Raw genomic sequence first — 15890 nt, 5'->3', positions numbered from 1 at the left:
ACAGAAAAACAAAAATTATATATATAAAATAACAGGGCAGAATAAAAGTTTCTGCCCTGTTGTTTTGTGGAAAATAAAGCAAGAACCGTACCAAAGTCTAAAATTTCATATCATTTCTTGCGTCAAAAAGTCAATTTAAGAAGAATTACAGTTTTGCAATCTCCTTATACTGCTCCTTAAGGCATCCATAAAGGTTTTTATAAATCTCATGGAACTTATCATATTTAGCCTTGTTCTCAAGATTTGTCTTGCATTCCTTAGCAGGGTCTTTATGTATCATCTTACGGCATGCACTTTCTACACTGTCATAGATACCGGCGCCGACACCGGCAAGGATAGCAACTCCGAGGGCAGGACCCTCTGTGGCAGTAACAGTATTAACATCGCATCCGAACATATCAGCCATCATCTGACGCTGAACACCATTCTTAGCTCCGCCGCCGCAAGCCATCATGTCATTTACTTCGACACCCATCTCAGAGAGAATATCCTTACAATCAGTAAGAGAGTAGCTGATTCCTTCCATAACGGCACGAACAATATCTGCCTTTGTGTGCATACTTGAAAGTCCGAAAAGAACTCCACGGCAGTCAGGGTCAAGGTGAGGTGTACGCTCGCCGTTTAAGTAAGGGAGATAGATAAGTCTGTTAGCACCGATAGGTGTCTTTTCAATATCAGCATTTATAAGGTCATAAACACTGCAGCCCTTTTCTTTTGCTTCATCTTTATAGCCTACACCCATATTGTCGAGGTACCATGCAAGTGAATAACCGGCAGCCTGAGTAACGCCCATGACATGCCATGCACCGGGAACAGCACAGCAGAATGTGTGAACTCGTCCCTTAGGGTCGATTGAAATTTTGCTGCTGTGAGCAAATACAACACCGCTTGTTCCGATAGTAGTAAAGGCTTTACCATCTTCAACAACACCTGTACCAACTGCTGCCGCAGCATTGTCACCGGCACCGCCGACAACAACTGTTGAAGTAGAAAGACCTGTTTTTTCGGCAATTTCAGGTAAGATAGTACCCGTAACCTCAGGTGATTCATAAACCTTAGCAAGAAGATTTTTATCAATATCAAGTTTTTCGAGGACTTCATCAGACCACTGTCTCTTTGGAACGTCAAGAAGCTGCATACCTGAAGCATCAGATACCTCAGTAGCAAATTCGCCTGTAAGTATATATCTTACATAATCCTTAGGAAGTAAAATATGTTTACACTTTGCATAATTTTCAGGCTCATTGTTTCTTACCCAGAGGATTTTTGAAGCAGTAAAACCTGTAAGTGCAGGATTTGCAGTAATCTCAATAAGTCTTTCAGCTCCGACTTTTTCTGTGATTTCTTCGCACTCTTTTTCGGTACGCTGGTCACACCAGATAATAGAAGGACGTATAACGTCGCCGTTTTCATCAAGCATTACAAGACCGTGCATCTGACCTGAAATACCAAGTCCTTTGATGTCATCTGCACTGACACCCGATTCTTTTACAACTTTTGCGATAGTTTCCAAAGCGGCATTGCGCCAGTCTTCAGGTTTTTGCTCTGCCCATCCGTTGTTAGGTGTGTAGAGTGGATAATCTTTTCCGGCAGAAGCAATTACGTTTCCATCTTCATCAAAGAGAACAGTTTTTGTTGATGAAGTTCCTAAATCAATACCAATTAAATAATTCATTATAAGCTCCTCTCATAACATAAATTAAATCATCAAATTAATAGGTTAACAATTAGCATTGCAGTCTGTGGAAACATACAATATTTAAAAAGGCGATGGCAATATGCCATCGCCTCCAATTTGTAAGTTAATTGACTGCAATTAAAATAGCTTTCAAAAGATTAAGCGAATGGATTCTCTGTCTTGTAGAGCATTCCCTTAGGCTGATTGAAGCCGATTTCGTCAACATCTACACCGATGTATTTAAATACTTCGTATAATGTCTTTCCGTAATGACCGAATGCAACAGCTCCGTGATGAGGATAGTTGCCCTCGATAAGTACATGACGATAGAAACGACCCATTTCAGGAATAGCGAAGATACCGATTGCACCGAATGAGCGAGTTGCAACAGGAAGAACTTCACCCTGAGCAATGTATCCGCGGAGTTTAGCGTCTGCTGTACTCTGAAGACGGAAGAATGTGATATCTCCAGGAATAATATCTCCTTCAAGAGTTCCGTTTGTAACTTCAATAGGAAGTGAACGAGCCATAATCTTCTGATATTTCATCTCACAGAATGAAAGCTTGTTTGAAGCTGTGTTTCCACAATGGAATCCCATAAATGTATCTTTCTGTGTGTAATCAAATTTGCCCTTGATATCAGCGTCATAGATATCAGCAGGTACAGTATTGTTGATGTCAAGAAGAGTAGTTGCATCTTCACTTGCAACAGTACCGATGAATTCGCTGAGTGCTCCGTAAATATCAACCTCACATGAAACAGGGATGCCTCTCTTTGTGAGACGGCTGTTTACATAACAAGGTACGAAACCAAACTGTGTCTGGAATGCAGGCCAGCATTTACCGGCGATAGTAACATATTTTCTGTAACCCTTGTGTGCATCAATCCAGTCAAGAAGTGTAAGCTCATACTGAGCAAGCTTCTCAAGGATTTCAGGCTTTTTGTTTCCTTTGCCGAGTTCAGCTTCCATATCCTTAACAACATCAGGAATACGCTCGTCTCCTGCATGATTGTTGAATGCTTCAAAAAGGTCAAGCTCTGAATTTTCCTCAATTTCAATATCGAGGTTGTAAAGCTGCTTGATAGGAGCATTACATGCGAGGAAGTTCTGAGGACGAGGACCAAAGCTGATAATCTTTAAGTTGCTTAATGCATAAATTGTACGTGCGATAGGTACAAATTCATGAATCATATCTGCACATTCCTCAGCAGTTCCAACAGGATACTCTGGAATATAAGCCTTAACATTGCGGAGTTTAAGGTTGTAGCTTGCATTGAGCATACCACAGTAAGCATCACCACGGTTGTCGATAAGACCTCCGTTAAGTCCGTCTTCTTCAGAAGCTGCAACGAACATCTTAGGTCCGTCAAAGTGCTTTGCAAGAAGTGTCTCAGAAATTTCAGGACCGAAGTTTCCAAGGTAAACAACAAGAGCGTTACATCCGGCTTTCTTGATATCCTCAAGAGCCTGTACCATATGTATTTCGCTTTCTACGATACATACAGGACATTCGTAAATATCCTCAGCATCATATTTGTCTGTGTAAGCCTTTACAAGATTCTGTCTTCTTGTTACTGAGAGTGACTCTGGGAAACAGTCTCTGCTGACAGCAACGATACCTATTTTCATTTTTGGTAAATTAGTCATTTTTAAAAACATCCTTTCTAAATATAAAAATTTACAGTAAAATTGACGCGCATTTTGCTGCATTTGTTTTCAAATATATTCTATTACATTTTAGGATATTTTGCAATAAAAAAGCACAATAAAATATATGAAAATTGTTTAAAGTGACAACAACAATCTATAAAAACAGATAAAGAATTGTGATAATTACAATAAAAATCAGATAATGAGTACATGAAATATTTGATTTTGTATTAAAACTACTTGAATTGCATACAAAAATCGGTTATAACAAATACAGTATAAATATTTAAAATAGAGAAACAAAATGTGTACAAATAAAATGCAAATTATTGTCAAACTGCAGATGTGAGCAGTAGCGGCAAATGATGAAAGGATAGACATGTCTCAGATTGTGGTTGGAATTGCAGAAATGAAAATGGGCACAAAAAGGGATGAGCTGATTACTTATGCCCTTGGTTCATGTGTCGGTATCTGCATGTATGATGATAAGTTAAAAATAGGAGGACTTTTGCATGCCATGCTGCCAAATGCATATGAAAACGAGGGATATGGCGATATGAACTTTGAGCGTTATGTAAACACCGGGATTCCAAGCCTTTTCAGAAAGGTATGTGCACATGGAGCTAATGTAAGCAATCTCAAAGTTAAAATTGTCGGCGGGGCAAATATGTTTGGGTTTGATTTTACAAATAAAGATATGGACATAGGCACGCAGAATGTTATACAATCAAAGAGGATTCTTGCAGACCTTGGGATACCTGTAGTCGCTCAGATGACCGGAGGTACGGTTGGAAGAACCATTAAATTTTGTCTTGAAAGTGCGCAGATACAGGTGAATGCGACTGACGGAAACAAATATATATTATAGAAAGAAGGAAGAGTATAATGGTAAAGCATATAATTTTATGGCAGTTAAAAGAAGATATTACAGATAAAGAGAGTGTTAAGAAAGGGATAAAGGAAAATCTTGAGTCGCTTGTAGGAAAAGTTCCGGGACTTTTAAAAGTGAATGTTGTTATTGACGGACTAGAATCTTCAAATGCAGATGTAATGCTTGATTGTGAACTTGACAGCGAGGAATCGCTTAAAGGTTATCAGAAGCATCCGGAGCATGTTGCGGTGGCAGATACTTATGTCAGACCATATACAGCGGTCAGAGTATGTATGGATTATAGTGTGAAAAATCTATGATTTTTCACACGCAAGATTTGTGCTTGCGCATAAACTTGAGATGCCCTGAAAAGCGGGCAGGAATGGAGATTAATATGAAAAATTAAGAGCAGGCAGTCTTTTAAGGCTGCCTGTTTAATATACGGTTTTGCCTATTCTAATAGGATAATTGTTCAGGTGGTGGCGGGAAATTTTTAATAATCAGAAAATGGAGGCTGAAACAGAAAGATATATGAGCGACATAAATAACAGTGTATATGACAGTATATATAAAAGAAGAAGTATAAGAAAATATAAAAGTGATATGCTCCCAAAAGAGCAGATTGAAAAAGTTCTTGATGCGGCAAGAGTTGCACCGTCAGGCAAAAACAGACAGCCGTGGAAATTTTTTGTCTATGGTGGTGAGGAAAAGAAAAAGATACTCAGTGAAATGAGAAAAGGAATAAAGAGGGAATTAAAAGAGCCGTTATTTAAGGAATCTAAAAGGCTGCTGCCAGATGCAGACAATACGCTTCGCATAATGATGAATGCACCGGTTGTAGTATTTGTCATAAATACAAACGGAAAAAGTCCTATGGAAAATATAGATATGGATGACAGATTTTCAGAAATATGCGATACACTGTCAATTGGTGCGGCTATAGAAAATATGCTTTTAGCGGCACAGGAATTGGGTGTCGGTTCATTGTGGATAGGAAATACGTGTTTTGCATACAGGGAGCTTGCAGAATATATAGGCGAGGAAGGACAGCTTATCGGAGCAGTTGCATTTGGAATTGCCGATGAAGAACCGGAGGCAAGACCGAGAAAGAAACTGGAGGATATTGTAGAGTATCATGTATAATATTTTTATAATGTGAATCAGATAAATTAAAAAAATGCATTGTAAAAAATATAAATTCAGATAATATGCTACCATTTAGACACAAAAATCGACCATTTAAGCACGATTTAACACAAGAGGATTTTAATGTGGTAAGATATAGGTGTTTCGGAACAAATTAGTAATGTTTTATAATAGGGAAAAAGATAATCTCTCATCCTTCAACTCTACCCGGAGGATGAGGGATTCTTTTTTGTATAAAGAATTTAGGAAATGCCTTGTATAAAAAATAAAAAAGCATATGTCAATATCTGCATAAAAGTGTTATCATAATAACATAGTCAAAATAAAAGATTATAAATGAGAAGCAGAGTGGAAAAGTATTGATAAGAAAGGTAGGAGAGTATGTACGAAAACGAAATTGAAAATATTGTATCACGCAGTTCAGATGAAGAAATATATTATGGTTTGTTAGAGTTTACAAAGAACATGGCACAACAGAGAGGAAAGATTGAGGGAAAGAAAAAACTTTATTATATATCTGCAGAGTTTCTTATAGGAAAGCTTTTGTCAAACAATCTCATAAATCTTGGATTGTATGATCAGGTAGCTAAAGCACTTGAAAAACACGGAAAGAGTATGGCACAGATAGAGGAAATCGAACCGGAACCATCACTTGGAAATGGTGGTCTTGGTCGACTTGCATCTTGTTTCCTCGATTCGATAGCAACACTTGGGTTAAATGGTGATGGTGTCGGAATAAATTATCATCTGGGACTTTTTAAACAGGAATTTGACAAAAATCTTCAGAAAGAAGTGCCAAATCCTTGGATAAAGGACAAGAGCTGGCTTAGAAGAACTGACAAGAGTTATGAGATAATTTTTGGCGGGCTCAGGGTAAATTCTGTTATGTACGAGATAGATGTAACAGGCTATGACAATAAATGCAACACATTGAAACTTTTTGATATTGACAGTGTGGATGACAGCATTGTACAGGGAGACAGTATATATTTCAATAAAGAAGATATAAGAAAAAATCTTACATTGTTCCTTTATCCCGATGACAGTGATTATCAGGGACAGCTGCTTAGAATATACCAGCAGTATTTTATGGTCAGCAATGCGGCACAGCTTATCATTGATGAGGCAGTTGCGAAAGGAAGCAACCTTTACGACCTTGCCGATTATGCGGTTGTTCAGATAAATGATACACATCCGACTATGGTAATTCCTGAACTTATAAGGCTTCTTGTGAAAAAGGGTATCGATATGGATAAAGCTATTGATATTGTGAGCCATATGTGTGCATACACAAACCACACAATACTTGCAGAGGCACTTGAAAAATGGCCTATATGGTTCCTTGAAAAGGTAGTTCCACAGCTTATGCCTATCATAAAGATGCTTGATGTAAAAGTAAAAGAAAAATACAATAACCCTGAACTTGCCATTATAGATGACAAGCAGCAGGTACACATGGCAAGAATAGATATGCACTATGGATTTAGTGTAAATGGTGTAGCGGCACTTCATACAGAGATACTTAAAAACAGCGAGTTAAAGCCATTTTATGATATTTATCCAAATAAATTTAACAATAAAACAAACGGTATAACATTCAGAAGATGGCTGCTTCATTGTAATCATGAACTTACTGATTTTATCTCATCAAAAATCGGTGATGGATTTAAGAAAGATGCAAATGAGCTTGAAAAACTTTTACAATATAAGGATGATGAGGCTGTCTTAAAAGCAATTACAAATATAAAGATGACCAAAAAGAAAGAGTTTAAAGAGTATCTTCTTAAGAAAGAAAATATTGAGATAGACGAAAATTCTATAATAGATGTGCAGGTAAAGAGACTTCATGAGTATAAGAGACAGCAGATGAATGCACTTTATATAATTCATAAATACATGGATATAAAGGCGGGCAATAAGCCGAAGAGACCGATTACATTTGTATTTGGAGCAAAGGCGGCACCGGCATATACCATAGCAAAAGATATTATTCATTTAATACTCTGCCTATCTAAAGTTATAGAAAATGACCCTGAGGTTAGTCCGTATCTGAAAGTGGTTATGCTTGAAAATTACAATGTGACATATGCGGAGAAGATAATACCGGCAGCAGATATTTCAGAGCAGATTTCACTTGCATCTAAAGAAGCCAGCGGAACGAGCAACATGAAGTTTATGTTAAATGGTGCAGTGACTTTAGGAACAGAAGATGGTGCAAATGTTGAGATACATGAACTTGTAGGAGACGAAAATATCTATATATTCGGTGAGAAGAGTGACAAAGTTATTGAACATTATGCAAAAGCTGATTATTCAGCAGAAAAAATATATGATTCAGACACTGAAATTGCAAAACTCGTCGATTTCATTATAGATAAAAAGATGTTTGCAGTCGGAAACAAAAAAAGCCTCATAAGATTATATATGGAAATAGTTACAAAGGACTGGTTTATGACACTTTTGGATATAAAAGATTATATACGCGTAAAAGAGCAGGTATTTAATGATTACGAGGACAGACAGGCTTGGAGCAGAAAGATGATTAAAAATATAGCTATGGCAGGATTTTTCTCTTCAGACAGAACTATTAAGCAGTACAATGATGATATATGGCATCTTGACTAATACAAGGACTGCTTAAGAAATGAGGTAAAATGAATGTAAAATCTATTGTAGCACCTGAAGTATTGGTTATAATGTTATTTGTAGCAGTTACAGGATATTTTATAATGAGTAAAATAGTAAACAGGAAATACGGTTATACTAAGAAAAGAGAAGAGGAACTGGAAAACATTGATGAAAAGAAAGGCGGCAGCTTATGAAGAAAATCGGTTTTTTAACAAGCGGTGGAGATTGTCAGAGTTTAAATGCAACTATGCGTGGAGTTGCAAAAACATTGTATCAGACATATCCTGATGTAGAGATATATGGTATTCTTGAGGGATACAAAGGTCTTATTTACGGAAATTACAGAAAGATGCAACCAAGTGATTTTTCGGGCATTCTTACGGAAGGCGGAACTATTATCGGAACATCGAGACAGCCATTTAAAAAGATGCGTGAGCCTGATGCGAACGGACTTGACAAGGTTGAGGCTATGAAATCAAATTACAAAAAATGGGGGTTTGATTGTCTTGTTATACTTGGCGGAAACGGAACACATAAAACTGCAAATCTTTTGAGTGAGGAAGGATGCAATGTAGTTACTCTTCCAAAAACAATTGATAATGATATCTGGGGCACCGATATTACATTTGGTTTCCAAAGTGCCGTAAATATAGCTACTAATGCGATAGACTGTATTCATACGACAGCAGCATCGCACAGCAGGGTATTTATTGTCGAAGTTATGGGGCACAAGGTAGGATGGCTTACATTACATGCAGGCATTGCAGGCGGTGCTGATATTATACTTCTGCCTGAAATACCATACGACATAAATTCTGTTGTCGAAGCTCTTGACAAGAGGACAAAAGAGGGAAAGAAGTTTTCTATTCTGGCAGTTGCCGAGGGTGCTATATCAAAAGAGGATGCGGTATTATCAAAGAAGGAACTCAAGGCAAAAAGAAAAGCAAATCCATATCCGTCAATATCATATCAGATTGGAAAAGAGATTGAGGAAAAGACAGGACAGGAAGTAAGAATTACTGTTCCGGGACATATGCAGAGAGGCGGAGAGCCATGCCCGTATGACAGGGTTATATCAAGTAGGCTCGGTGCGGCAGCAGCAAGACTTATAATCAAAGAAAAATATGGTTATATGGTTGGATTTAAAAATGGAGAGATAGTTCCGGTACCTCTTGCAGAAGTTGCAGGAAAATTAAAAATGGTAGACCCTGATTCGTCAATAATCAAAGAGGCTAAGGGTCTTGGAATATGTTTTGGCGATTAATATAAAAAGATTTATTGACTAATATCAGGGGCAAGTAAAAATTGCCCCTGAATTAATAGGAGGCAAATTATGTCTTATACGGCGTTATACAGAAAATTTCGTCCCGGTGAATTTGACGAGGTAAAGGGACAGGAACATATAGTAACGACACTGAAAAATGAGATAAGAACTGACCGTATCGGACATGCGTATCTGTTTTGTGGTACAAGAGGTACAGGTAAAACGACAGTAGCAAAGATACTGGCAAAAGCGGTAAATTGTGAGCATCCGGTAGATGGAAGTCCATGCGGCGAATGTGAGATGTGTAAAAAGATAAGTAGTCAGACATCGATGAATGTCATCGAGATGGATGCGGCATCTAACAACAGTGTAGACGACATCAGAGAAATAATCGATGAAGTGCAGTATTCTCCGGCAGAAGGAAGATATAAAGTATATATTATTGATGAGGTTCATATGTTATCAGCAGCGGCATTTAATGCATTGCTAAAGACACTTGAGGAACCGCCGTCATATGTTATTTTTATTCTTGCAACGACAGAGGCACATAAAATACCTATCACGATTCTGTCAAGGTGTCAGAGATATGATTTTAAACGAATATCTATAGATACAATATCAGCAAGATTAAAAGATTTGATGGAAAGAGAAAATGTCGATGTAGAAGACAAAGCGTTGAGATATATTGCAAAAGTGGCAGACGGTTCAATGCGTGACGCACTCAGTCTGTTAGACCAGTGCATTGCATTTTATCTCGGTGAAAAACTCACCTATGACAAGGCAATAGAGGTACTTGGTGCGGTAGATACATCTGTATACAGCCGTATGTTTAAAAATATGGCAGATTTGGATGTTATTGGATGTATGAAGCTTCTCGACGAGATAATGATGTCAGGGAGGGATTTGAACCAATTTATAATAGGACTTATTTGGTATTTAAGAAATCTTATGGTTATTTCGGTATCAGCAAGTGGAAGCGAAATGGTAGACGTTTCTACAGAACAGCTTGAACAGATGCAGCAGGAAATAAAAAAAGTTGACGAGACAGGTCTTATACGGTATATTCGTATATTATCGGAGTTATCAAATCAAATTAAATATGCGACGCAAAAGCGTGTCCTTACGGAAGTTGCATTTGTCAAATTATGTGTACCCGAAATGGAAAAAAAGACATCGGATGACAGTCTTTTGGCAAGGATAGATGCAATAGAAAGAAAGCTTGAAAGTGGTATTTTTGTAAACGGTCAGCCGGACAATGGAGGTCAGAATGTTTCTTCTGTCACTAATGAGGCAAAAACATCAAAAGAACCTCAGCCGGATGTCGTGTTGCCTAAAATGGTATCGGATGATTTGAAGAAGATAAATGGAAAATGGCAGCAGATACTTTCTGATATTTCTGTTTCATCACGTTCTTTTCTGATGCCGGAAATTTGCAAAAAGACGGTATCACAGGATGGTGAAACACTGATATTACAGTTTACGGATGCCACAGCAGAGGCATATTTTAACAGAGATGACAAGAGAAACCTTGACGAACTAAAAACTGTTATTTCAAATATTGTCGGGGTCGATGCAGGGATAATAGCGGAGACTGTCAGCAACGAGCAGAGCAGAAATTCATTGGATTTATCCCAGATAATCGATAAAATAAACTTTGATGTGCAAATAAAAAAATAATAAATTTATGGAGGAAAATAAAATGGCAAAAAGAGGTGGATTTCCAGGAGGCGGAATGCCGGGAAACATGAATAATCTTATGAAGCAGGCTCAGCGTATGCAGAGACAGATGGAAGAAAAAACGAAGGAAATGGAAGAAAAAGAATGGGAAGCAACAGCCGGAGGCGGAGCAGTAACAGTTAAAATTTCAGGTAAAAAGGAAGTTTTATCAGTAAAACTTGACCCTGAAGTAGTTGATCCTGATGATATAGAAATGCTTGAAGATTTAATAGTTGCAGCAACAAATGAGGCGCTTCGCAAAGTTGAAGAGGAGAGTGCAGAAATGATGTCAGCACTTACAGGAGGACTCGGCGGAGGTCTTGGAGGTTTATTCTAAGATGGATTTTTACAGTTCGCAGATATCGAATCTTGTTGAACAGTTATCACATTTGCCGGGAATAGGCAGTAAGTCGGCACAGCGTCTGGCATTTCATATATTAAATATGTCTCCGGATCAGGTTAAAGGACTTGCGGATGCAATGACAAATGCAAAGAAAAATGTGAGATACTGTAAGGAATGCTGCACATATACGGATGATGAACTCTGCCCTATATGTGCCAATCCTAAACGCAACCACAAACAGATTATGGTTGTAGAGAATACAAGAGACCTGGCGGCATATGAAAAAACAGGAAAATATGAGGGCGTATATCATGTATTACATGGTGCTATTTCACCGATGGCAGGTATAAGCCCTCAGGATATAAGATTAAGTGAACTTATGGTGCGTCTTCAAAAGGATGTGGATGAAGTTATAGTAGCTACCAATAAAACATTAGAGGGCGATACAACAGCAACATATATAAGTAAACTTATAAAACCGCTGGGAATAAAAGTGAGCAGGATAGCAAGCGGTGTCCCTATAGGTGGAGATTTGGAATATATAGACGAAATTACGCTTTATCGTGCTTTGGAGGGACGTACCGACATGTAGACGCCTGCAGATATAAAATCAGCTAACTTTACTACAGTGGCGAGATGGGTGGTCTGCAAAGTGGCAATATTATTGATGCCGCTTTCGTTTACTATACCCGTAATAAAAATATCTCCGACATGGGTGAGATTTTTTCCGGTACCTATACCCGGATGAAGAGCACCTTTGCCGAGAGTGACAAAGCCAACATGACTGTTGGTGCCAAGAGAAGAATCAAGAGCAATGATATACGGATTTTGTATACTTGCTCTTATTTTTTTTAGCGTAGCATCAAGGTTTTTTGCGTGAACCGGCTTTTTCAATGTTCCGTATACGGAAATACCTGAATTTTTCAAAAGGGAAGAAAGTTTGTGCCCGACAAGGGGACCGAGACAATCACCTATAACTCTGTCTGAGCCTATGCAGAGTATAACAAGGTTTTTATCTAAAGATAAACATTCTTTACAGCATTTTTTCAGCGTGTGCACAAAGTGAAAAGAAGCATATGAAGTTTCAGGGTTAAAGTATGAGACTTTAGTTTCTTTTTGAATATTCATTAAATAAAATCCAACCTTTCAGAAAAATGTTAGTTATATAAAAAATATTCCCGATAAATGTAAAAATATTCATGAATAAGAGGTTGTCTTTTGACAAAATTTTTAACCTGTAAATGTTATCTTCTTGGTATCAGACATATAAGAGAAGGAGGATGGGTTTGTGGATGATATGATGCACAGATATGTGAAAAAGCCGGAGAATATCAGGCAGATAGGAGAAAGTCCCTATTCAGGAGCAATATATATAGAAGATTATGTTATGACATATATAAGACGGATATTTAAGGATGAGGGAGAAGAAAAGATAATATTATTGCTTGGGAAAAAAGGAGAAGAACAGGCAAAAGGGAATATATTTATCTATGGTGCTGTCGGTATGGAATATAGAATTACCGATGCCGTAACGCAGATATCAGAGAAGGAATGGAGCAGTACATACGAGAAGATATATAAATATTTTCCGGGTACAGAACTTTTGGGCTGGGTCTGCGGGGTATATATGTGGAACAGCAAAGTTGATGCAACGATAAATATAATACACAGAAAATATTTTTCAAAAGAGGAAAATATACTTTTTTTGTTCGACCTGTCAGAATGTGAAGAAAAAATATTTAAATGGTATGACGGAAATTTGAAAGAGCAGAGCGGATATTATGTTTTTTATGAAAAAAATCCGCAGATGCAGGAATTTGTACTTGGTGAAAGCAAAAATGAGAGTGTCGATGAACAATACGAAGATGTTGTAACGGAGGCAATAAGGGAAACAGTTAGCAAAAGTACGCATAAAGCAGCAGGTTCAAAGCCAGCAATGTTTGTTATGATGATGGCGATAGCGGTTATGTTTGTTATCGGGGGAAATTATATGTTTGAAAGCTTTGCAAAGATAAATAATCTGGAGACTGCTGTTGATGTATTGCAAAGTTATGTAGAGACAACATATTCAAGTGAAAATGATAAGACGGAAACTGCAACTCAGCCGGCGGTTACTATTAGAGAAAACAGTGACAAAACAAGTGAAAAAAATAATGAAATTTCAAATAATTCTAAGAGACAGAATGTAAAAGATGTAAGAAAAAATACAAGTATAAAAAAATATATAAGAAAAAACAGATTGACAGCCGATAAAAACAAGATTTCAGAAAAGAAAAATAAGACAGCAGCAAAAAAGGAAAGAGTAGCCCGTGTTAGAAAAAATTATGCGGGAACAGCTTATGAAACATATAGAGTTCAAGAGGGCGATACGCTTAGCCAGATAGTATGGAGACAGTATCATTCGTTGGACAAGATATCATCTGTAAAAAAGATAAATAATATAGGTAACAGTAACAATATAATTGCAGGTCAGGTGATAAAGCTTCCGAATTTTTGAAAAATATATTGATGATACAGTTCACCAGATAGAATATTGCAATGAGAAAAAAGATAAGTTATACTTTATTTAAGAAAAATACAGTTGTATTTATAGAGATTAAATCAGACTGTAGATAGAAACGAGGAGTAGCATGGAAACTTTAGTAGGACGCTCTCAAAATGTAAATTCGATAATACAGCGAAAAAAGAAAACAAAGAAGATAATAATTATTTCAATAGCTGTTATATTGATTACAGGATTATTACTTGGAATTACATATAATTACTATATAAACAAAAGGTACAACAGTTACGAAGTAGAAAAAAATTATAAATTTAAAAATTCGGGTGATTTGTCATTTTTATCATATAAAGAATCAGTAATTAAATACAGTAAAGACGGAATTGCAGCACTTGACGGTTCAGGAAAAGAATTGTGGAACGGAAGTTATGATATGGCATCTCCGGCACTTGATATATGCGGAGATTATGTTGTGGCAGCAGACATAGGTGCAAAAAAGATTGTAGTATTTAATGGTGAAGATTCAGGAAAAGAGTTTACGACGGATTATCCGATAGTGCAGGCGGAAGTGTCAAAGCAGGGTGTTGTGGCAGTTCTGCTTGAAGAAAAAACGGCAAACGTTATAAGACTGTACAATCCATATGATGCACAAAATACACTTTTGGCTGAGATACCAACAAATATTGATGATGGTTATCCGGTATCAATAGATATATCAGCTGACGGAGTGAATGTGGCAGCAGTGTATGTCAGTGTAAATAATAGTAAGATACAGAGCAGGGTTGCATTTTACAACTTTTCTGATGTAGGAAAAAACAGCAATTTTCTTGTAGGAGCACAGAATTATGATGATAAACTTGTATCAGAAGTAGAGTATATAAACGATACGGATGTATGTGTATTTGGAGAGGATGGCTATTCAATATGGACGAATCCCCGCCAGCCTGAACAGAAATTTGAAAAGAAGTACAGGAGTACGATAAAAAGTGCATTTTATAATTCAAAATATATAGGTGTTGTTTTAAGTGAGGAGAATGACAAAACAGGCGAAATGGAAGTATATGATTTGTCAGGAAAAAGAAAATTAAGATTAAAAATTGAAGAAGATTATACAGATATATCACTAAATGAAGATGATGAGATAATGATGAACTCGGAGTCACAAAGCTATATATATCGAATGAATGGAATTAAGAAATTTTCAAGCAGTATAAATGGTAAACTGAGAAATTTTTTTAAAGCGAAAGGGGATAAAAGCTACTATTTTGTGCTGGAAAATGAAATTCAGGAAATAAAATTGAAAAAAAATAAAAAAAGGGGTTGACGAATCCAAAATAAAGAGTTATACTAGCAAAGCACTGTTGAGAGAGCAACAAACTTAAACAGTTTGGAGAGGTATCGAAGTGGTCATAACGAGGCGGTCTTGAAAACCGTTTGTCCGCAAGGGCGCGTGGGTTCGAATCCCACCCTCTCCGCTTAGATCTCTATATGGTATTTTACAATATGGAGATTTATTTTTTACTTATTTTGAAAAAAGAATATTGAAAAGCATGTGATTATCATATGCGAAATGCAAGTATGAACTTGTATCTATCTGTTATGGAGAGGTATCGAAGTGGTCATAACGAGGCGGTCTTGAAAACCGTTTGTCCGCAAGGGCGCGTGGGTTCGAATCCCACCCTCTCCGCTGTGGTTGAATCCACTATAAATTAGTTTTTTGTACGGCTGGAAAGTGAGAGACAAAAAATGAAAAAAAGTGTTGACAACAACAGTTAAATGTTGTAAGATACATATCGCTGTCGCACAAAGCGATGAGAGAATAAAGCTTGAAAGCAAGGGTTTTCTTATCAGATGCGAAAGCAGGAAATCTTAAAAGTTTCCGGATTTTATTTTTTGAAAAGCTTCGAAAAATGAAATAAAAAAAGTTCTTGACAAGCTGAAAACAAAGTGATAAAATATATATCGTTGACGCAAACAGCAAGTCAGTAAAGCTAACAACAAGTTGTTAGTTACAAAGGTCGGACAAAGACCTTGAACCTTGATAATTGAACAGTAAAACAACCCTGAAAATTCTAAAATAAATTTTCAAAAG

Annotated in this window: 14 protein-coding genes and 2 tRNA genes; 13 read left to right on the top strand and 3 right to left on the bottom strand. The window is 37.0% G+C overall.

Annotation, left to right across the window (positions count from 1 at the left end):
- Positions 1-145: 145 nt before the first annotated feature.
- Both xylB and ACZLXV_RS11725 read right to left on the bottom strand, forming a co-directional pair.
- Positions 146-1675 (bottom strand): xylulokinase, encoded by a 1530-nt coding sequence (gene xylB / locus ACZLXV_RS11730; RefSeq protein WP_482383550.1) that lies wholly within the window; start codon positions 1673-1675, stop codon positions 146-148.
- 161 nt (positions 1676-1836) lie between these two features.
- Positions 1837-3327, bottom strand: coding sequence for an L-fucose/L-arabinose isomerase family protein (locus tag ACZLXV_RS11725; RefSeq protein ID WP_022223520.1), 1491 nt, complete (start codon positions 3325-3327; stop codon positions 1837-1839).
- A 382-nt stretch (positions 3328-3709) separates the two neighbouring features.
- On the opposite strand from ACZLXV_RS11725, the gene ACZLXV_RS11720 reads away from it, so the two are divergent.
- The 9 genes from ACZLXV_RS11720 to recR all read left to right on the top strand — a co-directional run bounded on the left by ACZLXV_RS11720 (position 3710) and on the right by recR (position 11890).
- Positions 3710-4198, top strand: a complete 489-nt coding sequence (locus tag ACZLXV_RS11720) for a chemotaxis protein CheD (protein ID WP_482383549.1) — start codon at positions 3710-3712, stop codon at positions 4196-4198.
- A 17-nt stretch (positions 4199-4215) separates the two neighbouring features.
- Positions 4216-4521, top strand: a complete 306-nt coding sequence (locus ACZLXV_RS11715; RefSeq protein ID WP_022223522.1) for a Dabb family protein — start codon at positions 4216-4218, stop codon at positions 4519-4521.
- Between the two features lie 211 nt (positions 4522-4732).
- Positions 4733-5344 (top strand): nitroreductase family protein, encoded by a 612-nt coding sequence (locus tag ACZLXV_RS11710; RefSeq protein ID WP_482383548.1) that lies wholly within the window; start codon positions 4733-4735, stop codon positions 5342-5344.
- A gap of 384 nt (positions 5345-5728) precedes the next feature.
- A complete protein-coding gene (locus tag ACZLXV_RS11705; protein WP_367336083.1) occupies positions 5729-7972 on the top strand; it encodes a glycogen/starch/alpha-glucan phosphorylase in 2244 nt (747 codons plus the stop codon).
- 29 nt (positions 7973-8001) lie between these two features.
- On the top strand, positions 8002-8169 hold the full coding sequence (locus tag ACZLXV_RS11700; protein ID WP_022223526.1) for a hypothetical protein: 168 nt from the start codon (positions 8002-8004) through the stop codon (positions 8167-8169).
- The gene (locus ACZLXV_RS11695) at positions 8166-9239 is read left to right on the top strand and encodes a 6-phosphofructokinase (RefSeq protein WP_367336085.1); all 1074 of its coding nucleotides are present in this window, start codon (positions 8166-8168) and stop codon (positions 9237-9239) included. Before ACZLXV_RS11700 ends, ACZLXV_RS11695 begins: the two co-directional genes overlap by 4 nt.
- Before the next feature lie 69 nt (positions 9240-9308).
- Positions 9309-10916, top strand: coding sequence for a DNA polymerase III subunit gamma/tau (gene dnaX, locus ACZLXV_RS11690; RefSeq protein ID WP_482383547.1), 1608 nt, complete (start codon positions 9309-9311; stop codon positions 10914-10916).
- Positions 10917-10938: 22 nt separating this feature from the next.
- The gene (locus ACZLXV_RS11685) at positions 10939-11292 is read left to right on the top strand and encodes a YbaB/EbfC family nucleoid-associated protein (RefSeq protein ID WP_022223529.1); all 354 of its coding nucleotides are present in this window, start codon (positions 10939-10941) and stop codon (positions 11290-11292) included.
- 1 nt (position 11293) lies between these two features.
- Positions 11294-11890, top strand: a complete 597-nt coding sequence (gene recR, locus ACZLXV_RS11680) for a recombination mediator RecR (RefSeq protein ID WP_022223530.1) — start codon at positions 11294-11296, stop codon at positions 11888-11890.
- Here the strand turns inward: recR and yyaC are convergent.
- The gene (gene yyaC / locus ACZLXV_RS11675; RefSeq protein ID WP_482383546.1) at positions 11857-12426 is read right to left on the bottom strand and encodes a spore protease YyaC; all 570 of its coding nucleotides are present in this window, start codon (positions 12424-12426) and stop codon (positions 11857-11859) included. The genes recR and yyaC overlap by 34 nt on opposite strands.
- A 160-nt stretch (positions 12427-12586) precedes the next feature.
- Here yyaC and ACZLXV_RS11670 point away from each other — a divergent pair, with 160 nt between their 5' ends.
- The 4 genes from ACZLXV_RS11670 (at position 12587) to ACZLXV_RS11655 (ending at position 15485) form a co-directional block, all read left to right on the top strand.
- Entirely contained in the window at positions 12587-13795 is a 1209-nt protein-coding gene (locus ACZLXV_RS11670) for a LysM peptidoglycan-binding domain-containing protein (protein WP_482383545.1), read from the top strand.
- Between the two features lie 133 nt (positions 13796-13928).
- Entirely contained in the window at positions 13929-15122 is a 1194-nt protein-coding gene (locus ACZLXV_RS11665) for a DUF5711 family protein (protein WP_482383544.1), read from the top strand.
- Positions 15123-15187: 65 nt separating this feature from the next.
- Positions 15188-15273 (top strand) — tRNA-Ser (locus ACZLXV_RS11660).
- Positions 15274-15399: 126 nt separating this feature from the next.
- A tRNA-Ser gene (locus ACZLXV_RS11655) sits at positions 15400-15485 on the top strand.
- Positions 15486-15890: the final 405 nt, after the last annotated feature.

This window comes from Butyribacter sp., from assembly GCF_056818865.1.
Note: the sequence above shows the minus strand (reverse complement) of the source record. Positions and strands in the feature narration are given on the sequence as shown.